At 52.5% G+C, this 15,881-nt stretch carries 14 protein-coding genes; 2 read left to right on the forward strand and 12 right to left on the reverse strand.

The genetic code is table 11. The features are described 5' to 3' along the window. Positions 1–7: 7 nt before the first annotated feature. The 9 genes from HMPREF9469_RS15015 to HMPREF9469_RS15055 form a co-directional block, all read right to left on the reverse strand. On the reverse strand, positions 8–943 hold the full coding sequence (locus HMPREF9469_RS15015) for a transketolase family protein (protein ID WP_007863331.1): 936 nt from the start codon (positions 941–943) through the stop codon (positions 8–10). Continuing rightward, positions 943–1,770, reverse strand: a complete 828-nt coding sequence (locus HMPREF9469_RS15020; protein ID WP_007863333.1) for a transketolase — start codon at positions 1,768–1,770, stop codon at positions 943–945. The genes HMPREF9469_RS15015 and HMPREF9469_RS15020 overlap by 1 nt, the downstream gene beginning before the upstream one ends. Before the next feature lie 88 nt (positions 1,771–1,858). After that, positions 1,859–2,521 carry an aspartate/glutamate racemase family protein gene (locus HMPREF9469_RS15025; protein ID WP_007863335.1) on the reverse strand — a complete coding sequence of 221 codons (663 nt, stop codon included), beginning with the start codon at positions 2,519–2,521 and terminating at the stop codon, positions 1,859–1,861. Then, positions 2,518–3,372 carry a sugar phosphate isomerase/epimerase family protein gene (locus tag HMPREF9469_RS15030; RefSeq protein ID WP_007863339.1) on the reverse strand — a complete coding sequence of 285 codons (855 nt, stop codon included), beginning with the start codon at positions 3,370–3,372 and terminating at the stop codon, positions 2,518–2,520. The genes HMPREF9469_RS15025 and HMPREF9469_RS15030 overlap by 4 nt, the downstream gene beginning before the upstream one ends. A gap of 351 nt (positions 3,373–3,723) precedes the next feature. Beyond that, entirely contained in the window at positions 3,724–4,710 is a 987-nt protein-coding gene (locus HMPREF9469_RS15035; protein ID WP_007863341.1) for a Bug family tripartite tricarboxylate transporter substrate binding protein, read from the reverse strand. Between the two features lie 36 nt (positions 4,711–4,746). After that, a complete protein-coding gene (locus HMPREF9469_RS15040) occupies positions 4,747–6,252 on the reverse strand; it encodes a tripartite tricarboxylate transporter permease (RefSeq protein WP_007863342.1) in 1,506 nt (501 codons plus the stop codon). A 17-nt stretch (positions 6,253–6,269) separates the two neighbouring features. Beyond that, complete coding sequence (locus HMPREF9469_RS15045) at positions 6,270–6,719, reverse strand: tripartite tricarboxylate transporter TctB family protein (protein ID WP_007863343.1); 450 nt, start codon at positions 6,717–6,719, stop codon at positions 6,270–6,272. A gap of 29 nt (positions 6,720–6,748) precedes the next feature. After that, positions 6,749–7,750, reverse strand: a complete 1,002-nt coding sequence (locus tag HMPREF9469_RS15050) for a PdxA family dehydrogenase (protein ID WP_007863344.1) — start codon at positions 7,748–7,750, stop codon at positions 6,749–6,751. A gap of 241 nt (positions 7,751–7,991) precedes the next feature. Then, a complete protein-coding gene (locus HMPREF9469_RS15055) occupies positions 7,992–9,935 on the reverse strand; it encodes a sigma 54-interacting transcriptional regulator (RefSeq protein ID WP_007863345.1) in 1,944 nt (647 codons plus the stop codon). Between the two features lie 387 nt (positions 9,936–10,322). Here HMPREF9469_RS15055 and HMPREF9469_RS15060 point away from each other — a divergent pair, with 387 nt between their 5' ends. Together HMPREF9469_RS15060 and HMPREF9469_RS15065 are read left to right on the forward strand one after the other, a co-directional pair. Next, positions 10,323–11,336 carry a 2-keto-3-deoxygluconate permease gene (locus HMPREF9469_RS15060; RefSeq protein ID WP_045091769.1) on the forward strand — a complete coding sequence of 338 codons (1,014 nt, stop codon included), beginning with the start codon at positions 10,323–10,325 and terminating at the stop codon, positions 11,334–11,336. A gap of 20 nt (positions 11,337–11,356) precedes the next feature. After that, on the forward strand, positions 11,357–12,529 hold the full coding sequence (locus tag HMPREF9469_RS15065) for an amidohydrolase family protein (protein WP_007863347.1): 1,173 nt from the start codon (positions 11,357–11,359) through the stop codon (positions 12,527–12,529). Between the two features lie 60 nt (positions 12,530–12,589). Here HMPREF9469_RS15065 and HMPREF9469_RS15070 read toward each other — a convergent pair whose 3' ends face one another. From HMPREF9469_RS15070 to HMPREF9469_RS15080, 3 genes are all read right to left on the reverse strand, one after another. Next, positions 12,590–13,231: an RpiB/LacA/LacB family sugar-phosphate isomerase gene (locus HMPREF9469_RS15070; RefSeq protein WP_007863349.1), complete on the reverse strand. Its 642-nt coding sequence runs from the start codon at positions 13,229–13,231 to the stop codon at positions 12,590–12,592. A 144-nt stretch (positions 13,232–13,375) separates the two neighbouring features. Next, positions 13,376–14,515, reverse strand: a complete 1,140-nt coding sequence (locus HMPREF9469_RS15075) for a glycerate kinase family protein (protein WP_007863351.1) — start codon at positions 14,513–14,515, stop codon at positions 13,376–13,378. A 111-nt stretch (positions 14,516–14,626) separates the two neighbouring features. Beyond that, positions 14,627–15,823, reverse strand: a complete 1,197-nt coding sequence (locus HMPREF9469_RS15080; RefSeq protein ID WP_007863352.1) for a CdaR family transcriptional regulator — start codon at positions 15,821–15,823, stop codon at positions 14,627–14,629. Between the last annotated feature and the right edge of the window lie 58 nt (positions 15,824–15,881).

Consider the following 15,881-nt stretch of genomic DNA (forward strand, 5'->3'; position numbering starts at 1 on the left):
TACCTCCTTATTTCCGCCTGATCACTGCCCTGCACTTGCCGGCAATGGCCTGGGGACTGTATCCGTATTTTACAAGCAGCTCACCGTAATCCCCGGACTCCGCAAAATCCACGGCGCCGATCCGCTCCATGGGAACAGGCTTGTTCTCCACAAGCACCTCCGCCACCGCACTGCCGAGTCCGCCGTAAATACTGTGTTCCTCCACCGTGACAATGGCGCCCGTCCGTATTGCGCACTGTATCACCAGATCCCTGTCAATGGGCTTAATGGTGTGCATATCCACCACGGTGGCAGAAATCCCCTCCTGTGCCAGGAGATCCGCTGCCTCAAGGGCCTTGTGGAGAACGGTTCCCGTGGTGATGATGGTCACATCCCCGCCTTCCCTTACCGTGATCCCCCTGCCGATCTGAAAGTCCATATCATCGGAATAATACACAGGGGCCTCCGCCCGGCTGAGTCTTAAGTACACCGGCCCATCGTGTTCCGCCATGGCAAATACCGCTTTCCTAGTCTCCGCCCCATCGGCCGCCGTGATCACGGTCATGTTTGGAATGGCGCGCACAAAGGCCAGGTCCGTAATGGCCTGATGGCTGGCCCCGTCATAGGAATCGGACAGGCCGCAGTAAGTGCCGCACAGCTTTACATTCAGGTTGTCGTAGGCGATCAGGCTCTGGATGGGGTCCGCGCCCCTGGTGGTCATAAAGACTGCAAAGGTGTTCACATAGGGGATCATCCCTTCCCTGGCAAAACCGGCTGCCATGGATACCATATTCAGTTCACTGATACCCACATTAAAATACCGCTCAGGAAACGCTTTTCCAAATATCCCGCTTTTGGTGGAGGACGCCACATCCGCCTCCAGGCCCACGATCTTTGTATTCTGTTCTCCCAGTTCCTTCAGTGCCGCACCATACGCATCACGGATCGCTATCATTTTTCCCATCACAGAGCACCTCCTAATTCTGTTTTTGCCTTGGCATATTCTTCGTCATTGATGGCCTTTCCATGCCATGTGTTCCTGCCCTCCATAAAGGAGACGCCCTTGCCTTTTACGGTTTTTGCCAGGATCAGGGAAGGTTTCCCGGACACGGCTTTTGCTTCCTTTACCGCCCTGCATATGTCTTCCACATCATGACCGTCACAGGGGACCACATTCCAGCCAAATGCCTCCCATTTTGCCCTCAGGTCACCCATGGGCATGATCTCCTCAAGGGTTCCGTCCAGCTGCACTCCGTTGTTGTCCAGAAAACCGATGAGATGGTCGGCTTTAAACTTGGAGGCGGACATAGCTGCCTCCCAGACACAGCCTTCCTGTATTTCCCCATCTCCCATGATCACATATGTATAGGAATCCTGTCCCTTGATCCTTGCGGACAGGGCCATCCCAAGGCCGGCGGACAATCCCAGCCCCAGAGGGCCTGTGGACAATTCCACCCCTGGGGTCTTGTGCACACATGGGTGCCCCTGAAGCATACTGCCGGCCTGACGCAGGTTCTTTAACTCCTCTTTTGGGAAAAATCCTTTTTCCGCCAGGACCAGATAAAGGATCGGGGCTGCATGGCCTTTGGACAGCACCAGATGATCTCTTCCCTCCATGGCGGGGTTCTGCGGATCCACGTTCATGATCTCAAAATACAGGGCGGTAAGTATCTCGGTACAGGACAGGGAACCGCCCGGATGCCCGGTCTGGATGCTGTGAAGCAGATCGATCAGCTGGTTCCTGAACCGGCTGCACTGTGTCTGTAATTCCTTTTTTCTTTCATTGGTCATTGTCTTATCTCCTCTTTATGGGCACGGAAGGATCCTGTTTCGGCCTTCTGCGTGCGATCATTGTCATTTCGCTTAAAAAAATCCACCCTCAGCAAAGTGACGCAAGTTTTTGTTTGATTTCCTCTACACACAGCCTGGGGCTGGTGAGCACAGGGCATCCGGTGACAGCGGCGATCTCATGTTCTAAATGGGCCATGGATGCCTGGGCCAGGACAATACAGTCATATCCTGTAAACTCCGTTGCCTTTTCCATGAGGATCCGGTCATGTTTTTCCATGTCCATGGCCTTCAGCGCCTGAAATGCCTGGGCGCACACACATGTGTCAATGGAAAGCTTTTTCCCTGCCGTCTCCCCTTCCCTCTCAATCTTTGAAACAGTGGGATGGACCGTGCTCCCGGCAGTGGCCATGACCAGCACCCGCTCACCGTATGTGACACTTGCTTTTGCCATGGCGTCATCAATGGCGATCACCGGAACCTTTATAAACGGCCGTATCATCTCCACCGTGGGGGTCAGTGTGGAACAGGTTGTAACGATCAGATCCGCCCCGGTCAGCTCCTGGGCCTTGATGTCAAGGAGAAGACGGTTCCTGTTATCCGCGGTAAATTCCCCTTTTTCATTGGGATCATTGGCCAGGTAATCATCCCACAGGTTGTGGACCGTTAGATCCGTTCCAATCTCCCGGCGCAGCATTTGGTCAAAACTGACTGCCACGCTTTTTACCGTGTGGATCAATGCAATACTTTTCATATCCCGCTCCTGTCTGCTGCTTTTCTTCCATATACCCGCTCTGCAATGGGTCCGAGACATGCCATGGCTCCCCTGGCAGCTTCCTTCATGGATGGGATCTGGAATATTTCCGTACAAAAATTGCCGTCATAGCCGCATTCTTTAAAAGTGGTGAGAATCTTTTCAAAGTCCAGCCCGCAGTGGCCGGGGTAGCGGCGGTTATTGTCCGCCAGGTGGACATGTATGTTATATTTGCTGTAGTCTCTGATGGCCTGGTACAGGTCCTTTTCCTCCAGGTTCAGATGGAAGACATCCATCATCAGCCGGAAGTTAGGGCGGTCCACCCGCTCTACCATGCGGGCTCCCTCTGCCAGTGTATTAATAAAATTGGTCTGCATAATGGTCACTGTCTCAAGGGCAATGGCCACATTCCCGGGCGCCGCATAGTCTGCCAGTTCCCGGAAAGCTTCCACTGCCAGTCCCTCTGTCTGCTCATGGGAAAGCCGGGCACAGTACTGGCCCCTGACCCGGCCGATATTAATGTTGGCCCCAAGGTATCCGGCAAAATCAATGATCTCCTTGGTCCGTTTAATAGCCTCCCTGCGGATCTCCTCCTCGGGGCTGGTATAGCTCAGTCCCAACTGCCCAAACAGCTCCCCTGTGCACACCAGCGCGATGGATATGCCGTATTTTTCAGCTGTTCCCTTTACTTCCTCCCAGTCAAGTTCCCCCGGGTTCAGAGTCATAAGCTCCACGCCGTCATACCCAAGCCTTGCCAGATCCCCAAAGCTTTGATCCAGCGGCCCCTGATAGGCGGTGACGGAGTCGGCAACGGCCACGTCTGGAGTGGCTACCTGATAACATAGTTTCATCTTGCATTTCCTCCTTCCATAATATCCGGCATCTTTTACCGATGGGATTCTGATGTATTAAAGAGCAAAAAACATGCCAACTTTTCTCCCCCTTACAGGTCCCCATCAGGCCCCTGTTTTCATTTTCTTTCACACCAGACCTTTGTTTCAATTATAACATGTTTCAAAAATGTTTCGTTTTGTTTCTGGTTTCTTTTCGGTATATGTTTCAAAGTGTTTCCCTTTTTCTTTTAGCCAAGATTCTCCTGGCGCAAAAGCCATGAGCCGAACAGCCTCCCTGTTCCCGACCCATGGCTTTTGCCTTTTATCTCCATCTGAACTTTACATCAGGCTCTCCTGCGGATCCTGCTCTTACTGGATCCCCATGCTCTCCATATAGTCCTTCTCATAATCTGTCACATACTCTGTGGCCGCTGTCATGTCCATATAGTTGCCGATCAGCTTGTTCTTCTCCAGATAATCCGTATTCCAGGCATCTGTCTCAGATACCTTCTTTAACTGTTCGCTCCAGAATGCCGCCGCTGAATCGCTCATGGCCGCCGGAGCCGCCACGCCTCGCCATACCGGCACTTCCACATTTTCATAATCGCCGATCTCGCTTAAGGTGGGGGCGTCTGCCAGGCTGCCTGTGTACCGCTCCGTGGACAATGCCAGCACCGGGATCAATGAACCTGCCGCCACATACTCCGTGGCTGCCGCGGGTTTGGATATAACAAACTCAATGTGGCCTCCCAGGGCTGCTGTGATGGCATCGCCGGTGGAGTCATATGTTATGTAGGTCATCATATCCTTACCGATTCCCAGCTCCGCGATCAGGGCATCGTAAGTGGCGATATCATCTCCCTTGGAACCGCCGATCACCACCTTGGTCCCGCTCTTAGCCGCCTCTATAGCTTCGCTGAAATCAGCGTATTGTGTCTGGTCCCCCTTAAAGATCAGCTGCTTATCCACTGCCATGACGGCCAGGATCCTGAAGTTGGAGGAGCGGTTCTTTGTATTCTGCACCATAGGCATCAGGTCGCCGCTGTTAAACGTTAAAAGGGTGTAATCCGCCTTTTTCCCCTTTGTGCCGGCAACTTCATTTCGCCCGATCTCGCCGCTTCCGTCCGTCTTGTTTGTGACAATAATGGTCTGTCCATTGATCAGACTCTCCTTGACCATGATATCAGATATCATTCTGGTATAGATGTCGCTGCCCCCGCCCGGACTGGACGTGACCATCCAGTTGATATTGTCCTTTGGCTCAAAGGGACCATCGCTGCTGCTTTCCCCGCATCCTGTCATCACAGCTGCCGCCATCATAGCTGCCATTGCCAGTAACATATTCCTTTTTTTCATTAATAAACCCTCCTATGATATTTTATGGTAAAACCGTCAAGCCTTTGATCTTGCTTTCCTTATAACTGCCTTGATAACGGGTGCAAATATAAATGCCAGGAAAATCAGCATCAGCACACAGGTGATCGGTCTTGTAAAGAAAATGTCCAGGCTGCCTCCTGAGATCATAAACGCCTTACGCATATTGGACTCCAAAAGCTTTGCCAATACAAAGGAAAGCAGCATGGGCGCTGTTGGGAATCCGCTCTTTGTAAGGATATACCCCAGCACGCCTGACAGAAACATTACGATCACACCGTACATGGAATAGCTGGAGCTATAGGACCCAACCACACACACCGTAACAATAATGGGTATCATAAACTTCACGGGCACGGACAGTATCTTGATCAGGAAAGGGATCACGCCAATGGATACGATCAGTGTGAAAATGTTGGACAGGAACAGGGAAGCGATCAGGCCCCATGTAAATTCCGGTTCATTGGTAAATAAAAGCGGGCCGGGGTTCAGTCCCCACATCATAAGTCCACCCAGGAGCACGGCGCCGGTTCCGCTTCCCGGAATCCCCAGTGCCAGCAGCGGTGCGAATGCGCCGGCCGCGGCTGCATTGTTTGCAGCCTCGCTGGCAGCGATCCCCTCGATGGCGCCGGTTCCAAGCTCCTCCTCGCTTTTAAACTTCTTCTGGGCCGCGTATCCCATAAAGGCGCCTGTGGTTGCCCCAGCACCCGGGAGCACGCCCACAAAGGTTCCCATGATACCGGATCGTATGGATGGCGGCAGAAGCCTTTTAAAATCATGCTTTGTCAAAAGGCTGCCTTTGATGGTCAGTTTCATATCGTGGTTTGCCTTTGTGTCCTCTCCCCGTTCCATCACCAGCTTAATGACCTGGGAAAAGCCCACCGTGCCGATGATAAATGGCGTAAAGGGAATGCCGCCCAGCAGGTACATGCTGCCAAAATCATAACGGGGAGAACCGGACAGGGTATCCATTCCCATGCTTGCCAGCAGGATTCCCAGCATTGTGATAACCACGCCCTTGATGGGATTTTCGCCCACAAGCCAGCTGATGCTTGTCATGGCGATAAACAGCAGGGCCGTCATTTCGGACGGGCCGAATTTCAATCCTACATTGGCCAGGGCCGGTCCAGTAAATGTCAGGATGATGATGCCGATGGTTCCGCCGATAAAGGAAGCCATGTTGGCGGTAAACAGTGCCTGACCCGGACGTTTCTTTTTAGCCGCCATGGGATAACCGTCCATGGCCGTACAGATGGCCGGTGAATCTCCGGGAATGTTCAGCAGGATGGCGCTGAACGCGCCGCCGTACATATTGGAATAATAGATGGCTCCCAGCATGATGATCGCCGTGGTGGGATTAAATTTGTAGGTAAGGGGCAAAAGCAGGGCAACGCCTGCAAGGCTTCCGATACCGGGCATGGCGCCCACGATCAGCCCCAGAACAGCGCCCATCATGGCCGCACTTACATTGCCGAATGTAAATAAAGTGGAAAAGCCTCCTAACAACAGTTGTATATTTTCCATCTTTTACTGCTCCTTTCCTATAATATATATTCCAGAAGGCCCATGGGGAAATAAACTCCCAGCCACAGGCGGAATACGCCCACGGAAATAGCCACACAAACAGCCAGTACGATCAGCGTATCCTTCCAGCTTGTACGCTCAAACACCTTCAGCCACAGTATGATAAACAGATAACAGCTGGGAAGAAGGCCGATAATATAGCTTCCAACTATGATCCCCGCGCCTCCGGCAATGACCAGAAGTTCATTCCTCTCGTACCTGGCTGATCCCTCATCTTTTAAAGACTGGATAAAGGAAGCAATACTGGTCAGGAACATGACAATTGCCATGATCGCCGGAAAAAATCCCGGCATCGGACCATCGACATCACTCCAGAACCCCAACTGCGTAAATCCAATCACTGCAAATACCACTGCGAACACTGCCAGCAGCAGCGGTACGATCTGTTTTGTCCCTATCCTCTTCATATAAACCTCCCTTTTCAAGTACACATTGCTTATGCTCTCAGGTGGTTGGCCATCCTTGCCGCCATTTTAACCGCATTCTCAAAGGCAGATGTTTTTACGATCCCCTTACCCGCAATATCATAGGCGGTTCCATGGGCACATGTGACAATGGGAGCCGGAAGCCCTCCCGCAATGGTGATTCCCTGGTCAAATCCCTTTAATTTCAGCGCAATCTGCCCCTGATCGTGATACATGGTCACCACACCGTCAAAATCTCCGTTAAAAGCCTTGATAAACAGGATATCCGATGGATACGGCCCATAGGCGTCAATCCCCATTTCCCTGGCTTTTTCAATGACCGGAGCAATCACATCAATTTCTTCGCGTCCGCATTTCCCGCCCTCTCCGCAGTGGGGGTTCAAAGCGGCCAGCGCAAGCCTGGGCTTTTCGATTCCCGAATTTTTCAGAGACACATTGGCAAGGCGCACCGCCCTCATAATGGTCTCCTCCGTCAGGTCATGGCTTACCCGGCTGATGGGAATATGGCTGGTGGTCCTGGTGGTCCACAGATCTCCCAGAACATTGATCTCCCCAAAGGGTTCTGTGTGCTGGAACAGATGGGCCATGTAGTGATGCTCACTCTCAAAGGGGCATCCTGCTTTGATCATGGCCTGCTTATTCAGTGGCGCAAAGCAGAAACCTTCAATCTTTCCATCCTTATAAAGTTCAATTCCGGTTCTCAGCATATCCAGGCAGGCTTGTCCGCTTTTTACGTTGATCTGTGCATAGGGAACTTCCTCAGGATCCAGATCCCTCTGATCCAGCACAGGGATCCCTTTACTCCAGTCCGCATCCTCCACCCGGCTGATCACCTGCATGGGGATCTCCAGCCCGCAGATCTCAGCCCCGCGCTGAAAGATCCTCGCATCTCCGATCACTACCGGACGGCAGTACTCATCATAGAATCCGGATGCTGCCAGCTTTGCTATGATCTCAGCTCCCACTCCGGCTCCATCTCCTAAAAGCATTCCTAATATTGGTTTTGTGTTCATAAAAAATCACCCTTCCTTTTTTTAATTTTGTTTTCACATCTATGCCAATTAATAAAGCAAAATCTGTGCCAACTTTTCCAGTAAGGATGATTTTTTTATTTTTCACTGTTTTTTCCCCTGATTCCGTTGTATATTATGTATAATTCCAGTCATATAAAGGAACATCTATAGGCTATTTTTTCCATTTTTTTGTTTCACCTTTATATTTTGTTTCCAAAATGTTTCATTATGTTTTTTTGTTTTATTTTGTTTCATTCAACAAGCCGTATTTCTTCATCTTCCGCCACAGAGTACTTTTATCAATCCCCAAAAAGGCGGCTGTCCTGCCCCGGTTATACCCGGAACACTCCAGTGCTTCTATTATGGCCTGCCGTTCCGCTTCCTTAAGGTTTGTGTTCCTGGGTATTTTCCCTTCCCCGGTTCCATATGTGTTATTATCATGTGTACCATTGCCATATGCGCCGCTGCCCGCCTCCGTTATGCCGGGCAGCGCCTGGCGTACCTCTCCCGCCCCTGCCACGGGACGTTCGCAGAGAATGCAGATGCGCTCGCAGAAATTGCGGATCTCCCGCACATTCCCCGGCCAGTCATAGCGCAGCAGCAGTTCCATCCCCTCCTCTGATATGTTCTCCAGCACACAGCCGGTGCGCCCATGCTCAAAGCCGGTCATACTTCTGACAAGAAGGGGAATGTCCTGTTTCCGCTCCCTGAGAGGCGGAATATCCAGTTCCAGAACATCCAGGCGGTACAGAAGGTCCCTTCGGAAATTTCCCTGTTCCACCTCCCGTTTCAGGCTTTTGTTGGTGGCGCATATGACCCTCACATCAATGGGGATCACGGTATCATTTCCCAGGCGTATGATCTCCCGCTCCTGGAGCACTCTTAAAAGGCGGCTCTGAAGTTTTGGGGAAATGTCGCCGATCTCATCCAGGAAGATCGTCCCTTTGTGGGCAATCTCAAAAAATCCCATTTTTCCGCCCTTTGCAGCTCCTGTAAAGGCGCCCTCCACATAACCGAAAAGCTCACTTTCCAGCAGATCCTCGGGCAGAGCCGCGCAGTTGATGGCCACAAAGGGATTCTTGCGCCTGGGACTCAAGTTGTGGATGCTCTGGGCAAACAGCTCCTTGCCGGTGCCGGTCTCACCGTGGATCAGAATATTGGAATCCGCATAGCTGTATTTTTCAGCTGTTCTGATCAGGCTTCCCATGGCCTGGCTTTGGTACAGGATATGCGTAAAGTCGTACTTGGCTGTAAAACCCGTGGAATAGATCCTCTTTCTCAGCTTTCCCTCCTCTGCCTGGATCTGCTCTGTCCCCTGGAAGGTGATCACCGCCCCAAAATCCTCGGACTCACCGGAGACAGGGACACAGTTGACCATCACCGGGCGGCCGGAACAGTCATAGACCTCGGAGAGTATCTTTTTCTTTTTGCAGATCACCTCATCCATCTTTATATCCGGAAATATCTCCCTGATATCCGCTCCAACCAGGGATTCCTTGCGCTCTCTCATATAAGAATAGCAGCAGCTGTTGGCCAGGGTGATGATCCCTTTTCTGTTAACGGACAGGATCCCCTGAAAGGAGTAGTTCATAATGCTGGCAATCTCATCCCGCTTTTCCCGCTCATACACCGTGATGGCGGCCAATGCCAATGCCTCTGTGATAGCCTGGTTCACCGCCTCCCTGCCGGAACGTATCATCACAGCCGGGATATTGCACTGTTCCGCAATCTGTACCGTGGAATATCCCCCCACTATGACCTGGTTCCCATCCGCCTTTGCCCGCAGCACCGCTGTCTCCAGCTTTGTCTCATCATCCTCCGCATAGCAGCTCACCATCAGGTCAGGATATACCTGGTTCACCTGTTCCGCCCCATAGACCATGTTAAATGCCCCCACCACTGCGATCCGTTTCACATCCCACCGTTCCAGGCACACATGAATGGCGGCCAGCACGTCATAGCCCGTGGTCTTAAGCTCCACACAGGGAATCTTCCTCCGCTTCAGGGTATGGGCCGTAAATCCCCTTGCAATGATCACATCCGCTTCCACATGCTCCAGTTTATTATTATAATAGTCCTGGACCACCCGGTACTGGATATCCCTGGATTCCGGCCGTTCACCGATGACCCGCTGGATCACCGGCAAGATATTGGGGTATGGTGCGAAAAATACAAGTTTAACCATAAAGCTCCTCCTTTTCCATCGTTCCCTCCGCTTGATACTCCCTCCAAGCTGAAGTCTCCGGCGGACTTCTTAAGGTGTACTTCTTAAGTTATACTTCTTAAGGCGTACTTGAATCATTCTATCTTATTAATTGCAAAAATGGAATTAAGAAGTTGCAAAGAATGGTAAAATTGCAATTGTTGCATATTCACCGGTTTATGGCTTTTTGCAGATTCGGGGGCGAATTATTATACAAAGTTCCCAATTATCTTTACCCATTTTTATATTATTTTCACAAAAAGCATTTTTATCGGAACCCTTCCACCAATATGGCATGGCTTTTGCTTTTATATACAGGCAGAAAACATTGCAATGGTTCGTAAAAATCAAATCAAAGGAGATTAGATGATGAAATTACTGGCAACTATGAAACGATTTCCTGCAGGTGTTATGGTAATCCCCCTTCTTTTGGGATGTACCATGAATACATTCTTCCCCAATGCCCTGACCATCGGCGGCTTTACCACGGGTCTGTTTAAAAACGGCGTTCCCACCCTGATCGGCCTTTTCCTGTTCTGCAGCGGCGCTACCATTGACGTAAAAATGGCCGGAGCCACGGTATGGAAGGGTGTTGTGCTCACCGCCCTTAAATTTTTTATCGGCTTTGGCCTGGGGCTGCTGCTAAATGCCCTGTTTGGGGAGGCCGGTTTTCTGGGCCTGGCTCCGCTGGCAGTGATCGGGGCCGTGACCAATTCCAATGGCGTGATCTACGCAACACTGGCCGGTGAATACGGGGATGAGACAGATGTGGGGGCCACCTCCATCCTGGCCCTTAATGACGGACCCTTTTTTACCATGATCGCCCTGGGCGCTTCGGGAATGGGCAACTTTCCGGTCACTGACATTATTGCAAGCATCATCCCCATGGTGATCGGATTCATCATTGGCAACCTGGACCATGACTGGAGAAAAATACTGGCAACCGGCATGATCCTCCTTCCCCCGTTTAACGGCTTTGCCCTGGGAGCGGGCATGAACTTCCGCAACATCATAAGCGCAGGCATGTCCGGTATTGTACTGGGGTTGTTAACTGTTTTGGCCACCGGCCTTCTCTCCTTTTTTATCTACAGCGCCCTTCGCAGGAAAGCGGATCCCATGGGCGCCGCCATTGGCACCACTGCCGGAGTGGCCACCACTACCCCCACCGCCGTGGCCATGGCAGATCCGTCCTTCCAGCCCCAGGTGGAGACCGCCACTGCCCAGACAGCTGCCGCCGTGGTCATCACAGCCGTACTCTGCCCCCTTCTTGTATCCTGGCTGGCTAAATTTTCCAAAAAATGGAATGCGGCCCATGGGATTATGGAAACAGACATGGCCCTCGATCCCCTTTTGGAGGAAGCAGGCACCAACATTGAAGAATAGCGGAAGGAGGTATAATAGAAATGAACCGATTGATTTTGCGCGCTGACATGATATTGCAGGGCAAGGAGCTGGCCCCCGTGGAAAAAGGCGCCCTTGTAGTTGAAAATGGACGCATATGCGATATATTTCCACAGCACGTCCTGGACGGTCATCCCATTGAGGACGCCCGGGAGTTATGCTTTCCGGGCCAGACCCTGATGCCGGGTATGATCGAATGCCACAACCATCTGTGTATTGACGCCACTCTGCCGGACCACCTGGAACTGCTGGAATGGAGCAGCGAATGCCAGCTCACCATCCTGGCCCTCAAAGGCTTGGAGGAAGACCTCCTAAGCGGTGTCACCACCGCCCGATGCATGGGCGATAAGTATTACATTGACGTGGCTATGAAAAAGATGATCCAGGAGAAAAAGATCAAGGGGCCCAGGCTTCTGGCAGCCGGTATCGGCATGAAGGGAAGCCATGGGGCAGGTTATATCGGAAGCCCCCACTGCGGTGCTGAGGAGATCAGGGACACCTGCCGGAAGAACATGAAAAAAGGCGTGGATCTGCTGAAGCTCTTTGTAACCCCCGGGGTCCCGGATCCCAATTCCTCCTTTGTTCCCAGTTTCCTCAGCCCGGAGGAAATTGCCATGGCTGTCAGCGAAGGGGCGCGGCTGGGGATTCCCGTGGCCGCCCACTGCATCGGGGGCCAGGGCTTAAAGGACTGCATAGAAGGCGGCGTACAGGTGATTGAGCACATGTATATGGCCACGGAGCAGGACGTGGAACTGCTGGCCGCCTCCAACTGTGTGGTGGACCTTACCTCCGGCATCTTCCTGGATCCCAGCAGGGAAGCGTTCCTGTCCCCCTCCAACGCCGGGAAGGTGCGCCTGAACCGGCCCCGTGTGCGGGAAAATGTAGCCCGTATTCTTAAGGCAGGGCTGCCCTTTGTCCTGGGCACGGATGCCTATCACGGATATCTTTACCGCGAAGTGGAATATGCGGTGGAGCTGGGAGCCGATACCGTAACCGCCCTTCAGGGAGTCACCTCCCATGCGGCTGACATCTGCGGCCTGGGCCATAAGCTGGGAAGCCTGTCTCCCGGGCTGGCTGCCGACATCATTGCCGTAAAGGGCAATCCCCTGGAACAAGTCTCCTGTCTGTCCCAGGTGGGATTTGTAATGAAGGACGGGACAATCTGTAAACAGTAAAAACTCAGCCGGCCGGTACCTTTTAGATACCAGCCGGCTGAGTTTTTTCCATTCTTATAGCTATGCCAGGAGACCCCTGATATAGGAAGCCAGTTTCTCGTCCCTGCATGTTTCAAAAAAGAGCTCTGAGAATTTCTCTCCTGCAAACGCTCCCTTCACAAGTTCCTGATCCAGTCCCCGGAAAATCTCCACCAGGTCCTCCTTAAATGTGACCTTGCGGACTTCGTCCAGAATCTTCTTATTCCTCTGTTCCGGCACTGCCCTCTCCCTGGGATATCCCTGGCCCGAAGGCTCGCAGAACAGTTTTTCAAAAATATATTCCAGATTCAGGTCGCCGCCCCAGCCAAATCCCTTTGCAAAAGGAAGGGCAATGGCATTGCCGCCATTGATCTGGGCAAATGTATATGCGTCCAGGGCATCCTCCACATGGCCGCAGATCACACCCGGGAAGGAATTGCAGGCCAGCATGGCGCCCTCCCCTGTTCCGCATCCGGTTACCACATAGTCGGCCGCCTTGCTGTTAAGCAGAGCTGCCGCCAGGATCCCCACCTGTACGTATGTAAGCTGTGCCTGGTCCTCTGCCGTGTACATGCCGTAGTTATCCACTTCATAGCCATAGTGGTCGGCCACCTTTTTTAAGGCATGATAGATCATTCCGTTCTTGGCTCCCTGGCTGTTTTCATTTATAAGCGCGATTCTCATATCTTCACCTCTCACTTGATTTTGTCCCCGGAGTGCAAAGCCGGACTGCCGGCCCTGCACCTGCGGACACTTACAAGCATATCGCTCAACCGACCCCCTGTCAATAAGATCTTGATGGTCTCCTTATGAGAGCTTGATGAGATCTTATCTGAGGCTCATCCCGGCCTTCAGCATCCTGAACATCCTGTCAGCCGCGCTCACATACAGCTCCTCGGAGCGGTCCAGGGCTTCCTCCAGCTCCATGGCCCCGTTGATGGTGGTCATGATGCTGTCCACGCCGTGATCAAAGATTGTCTCCGCCTTGTGGCCCATACCGCCTACAATGGCTACCACGGGGATCCCCCTCTCTTTGCACCGCTGGCCGATGCCGCTGGGCACCTTGCCGAAAGCGGACTGCCAGTCCATTCTGCCTTCCCCTGTGACAACCAGGTCCACGCCCTCCAGCAATTCATTAAAATGCACCAGGTCCAGCACTGTATCGATTCCCGATTTCAGGTTTGCCTTAAGGAATACACAGAAAGCCGCCCCCAATCCACCGGCTGCCCCGGACCCGGGGATCTTATCCACATCCACGCCCAGTTTTTCCTTGATCAGAGCTGCGTAACGGATCATTCCGCCTTCCATGATATCCAGGATCTCAGGAGTACCGCCCTTCTGCTTGCCGAATGTATAGGTGGCTCCGTCCGGACCGGTCAGAGGGTTGGTCACATCGCACATCACAGTGAACCTGGCCTGTGCCACGCCGTGGTGAAGGCCGCTCACATCAATATCAGCCACCTTGGTAAGGTCCTCCCCTTTTCCTTCCAGCTCATTTCCCCGGTCATCCAGGAACTTTACTCCTAGCGCACGCATGGCCCCCATTCCGCCGTCATTGGTAGCGCTGCCGCCAATAGCAATGGAGATCTTCCTGTATCCCCTGTCCAGGGCATCCCTGATCAGTTCCCCGGTTCCATAGGTGGTGGTATTCAGCGGGTTACGCTTCTCGGCGGGAACCATGGGAAGGCCTGATGCGGCCGCCATCTCAATGATGGCGCTGTCCCCCTCAAATTCCCCGTAAAAGGATTCACACTCCTCCATGAGAGGTCCGTGTACCGTAAGTCTGCGATAGGTGCCGTTAAGGGCTGAGATCACCGCATCAATGGTTCCCTCCCCACCGTCAGCCACAGGCACGCCCGCAGTCTCACAGCCCGGAAAAATACGTCCCGCGGATTCCTCCAGCAGGGCAGTGATGCGCTCAGATGATAAGGTTCCCTTAAATGAATCAGATGCAAATAAAAATTTCATGTTCCGCCTCCCAAATAATCATTGATTTCATGTATGTCCCATGTGGTTTCACTATCTACTATTTTAGTGGTTCCAGGCATTTCCGTCAATGTTTTACAAAACAATCATTTTTTATTTTATATATTCTACAGAACAAATCTCCTCCATCTCATCCTTTATATCCCTGAAAAACAGCATGGCCATATAGAATACAGTGGCCTGGCTCACGAGGCGGACATCATACCCGGTCAGTTCCTTTAACCGCTTCAGCTTGTAAGTCAGCGTGTTTTTATGGATGTGAAGGGTCTGTGAAGCTACATGAAGGGAGCCCTCGGACTCAAAATACGCTTCCAGAAGACCCATCCACCGGCACAGCTCCTCATAGCTGCATTTCTTAAACAGCTTATGGATGTACTCCGCCTTCACCCCATCTCCCAGATCCTCTGTAAACAGTTCCAGGGTTACGCTGTCATAGGTGAGGATATCCTGTTTGGCCATGCCGGCAGAGCGCCAGGCCTTGTTGGCCTGTCCATAGGCCACATGGATATCCTCCGCCCTTCCGTCAATGCCCACCACCATGCGGATATTGAATTTTTTCAGCACAGCTGTGCGGATGCGCCCGGCCAGCTGCTCCATCTGGCAGTCGGAGCATTTTTTCACCAGGATCACCTGCCTGCCGCCGCTTCTGAGCACAAGGCTGCCTCTGCCTGCAAGGGATGCGCTCTCCTGTTCCACCTGCTCCAGCAGCTTTTGTCCGGCTGCCGTGGATGCGTACTCCTCCAGTTCCCTGGCACTGGCCACCATCACACGCCTGGGCACTGCAATGTCAATGCCCAGGGCAAATCCCCTCTCCTCCAGGATCTTGGGCTGCATCAGCCCGCTGCCGATCACCCAGTCCTCCAAAAAACGGTTCAGGACCCTCTGCCCCATGCGGCGCTCATCCTGTTCCGCATTTTCCCGGATGAGTATTTCCACCATCTTTTTTACAACCTGTCCATAGCCCACCACTTCGCTGTAAAGTCCCGTTATCCCGATCACACCCACGATCCTTCCCCCATGGTTAATGGGAAGGTTTAACCCTGGTCTGGAGGTGGCAGTGGCATGCTCCTCCTCCACATACAGCTCGGTCAAATGCTCCTCGATCACCCTCCCGGCCCCCTCGTGAAGGCTGCCGATCCTGGTCTCATCCGTACTGGCGATCACATATCCCCTGCGGTCCATCATGTTGATGTTCTGCCCCACAATAGCCCCCACTTCCTCCACAACAGACTGGGCCCCCTGCCGTGACAGCTTCAGCCCGCTTTCCATTTCCAGTTCATACTGTTCCATATCCCCTACCCCCAGGTTTTAAAAGGGCTGCCCCTGAATATACCAGGTGCAGCCTTTT

Source organism: [Clostridium] citroniae WAL-17108 (assembly GCF_000233455.1).
Taxonomy (GTDB): Bacteria; Bacillota; Clostridia; order Lachnospirales; family Lachnospiraceae; genus Enterocloster; species Enterocloster citroniae.

Excerpts from the sequence above, each read along its gene's own strand:
- HMPREF9469_RS15015 (WP_007863331.1), bottom strand. The coding sequence starts at position 943 with ATGGGAAAAATGATAGCGATCCGTGATGCGTATGGTGCGGCACTGAAG.
- HMPREF9469_RS15020 (WP_007863333.1), bottom strand. The coding sequence starts at position 1,770 with ATGACCAATGAAAGAAAAAAGGAATTACAGACACAGTGCAGCCGGTTC.
- HMPREF9469_RS15025 (WP_007863335.1), bottom strand. The coding sequence starts at position 2,521 with ATGAAAAGTATTGCATTGATCCACACGGTAAAAAGCGTGGCAGTCAGT.
- HMPREF9469_RS15030 (WP_007863339.1), bottom strand. The coding sequence starts at position 3,372 with ATGAAACTATGTTATCAGGTAGCCACTCCAGACGTGGCCGTTGCCGAC.
- HMPREF9469_RS15035 (WP_007863341.1), bottom strand. The coding sequence starts at position 4,710 with ATGAAAAAAAGGAATATGTTACTGGCAATGGCAGCTATGATGGCGGCA.
- HMPREF9469_RS15040 (WP_007863342.1), bottom strand. The coding sequence starts at position 6,252 with ATGGAAAATATACAACTGTTGTTAGGAGGCTTTTCCACTTTATTTACA.
- HMPREF9469_RS15045 (WP_007863343.1), bottom strand. The coding sequence starts at position 6,719 with ATGAAGAGGATAGGGACAAAACAGATCGTACCGCTGCTGCTGGCAGTG.
- HMPREF9469_RS15050 (WP_007863344.1), bottom strand. The coding sequence starts at position 7,750 with ATGAACACAAAACCAATATTAGGAATGCTTTTAGGAGATGGAGCCGGA.
- HMPREF9469_RS15055 (WP_007863345.1), bottom strand. The coding sequence starts at position 9,935 with ATGGTTAAACTTGTATTTTTCGCACCATACCCCAATATCTTGCCGGTG.
- HMPREF9469_RS15060 (WP_045091769.1), top strand. The coding sequence starts at position 10,323 with ATGAAATTACTGGCAACTATGAAACGATTTCCTGCAGGTGTTATGGTA.
- HMPREF9469_RS15065 (WP_007863347.1), top strand. The coding sequence starts at position 11,357 with ATGAACCGATTGATTTTGCGCGCTGACATGATATTGCAGGGCAAGGAG.
- HMPREF9469_RS15070 (WP_007863349.1), bottom strand. The coding sequence starts at position 13,231 with ATGAGAATCGCGCTTATAAATGAAAACAGCCAGGGAGCCAAGAACGGA.
- HMPREF9469_RS15075 (WP_007863351.1), bottom strand. The coding sequence starts at position 14,515 with ATGAAATTTTTATTTGCATCTGATTCATTTAAGGGAACCTTATCATCT.
- HMPREF9469_RS15080 (WP_007863352.1), bottom strand. The coding sequence starts at position 15,823 with ATGGAACAGTATGAACTGGAAATGGAAAGCGGGCTGAAGCTGTCACGG.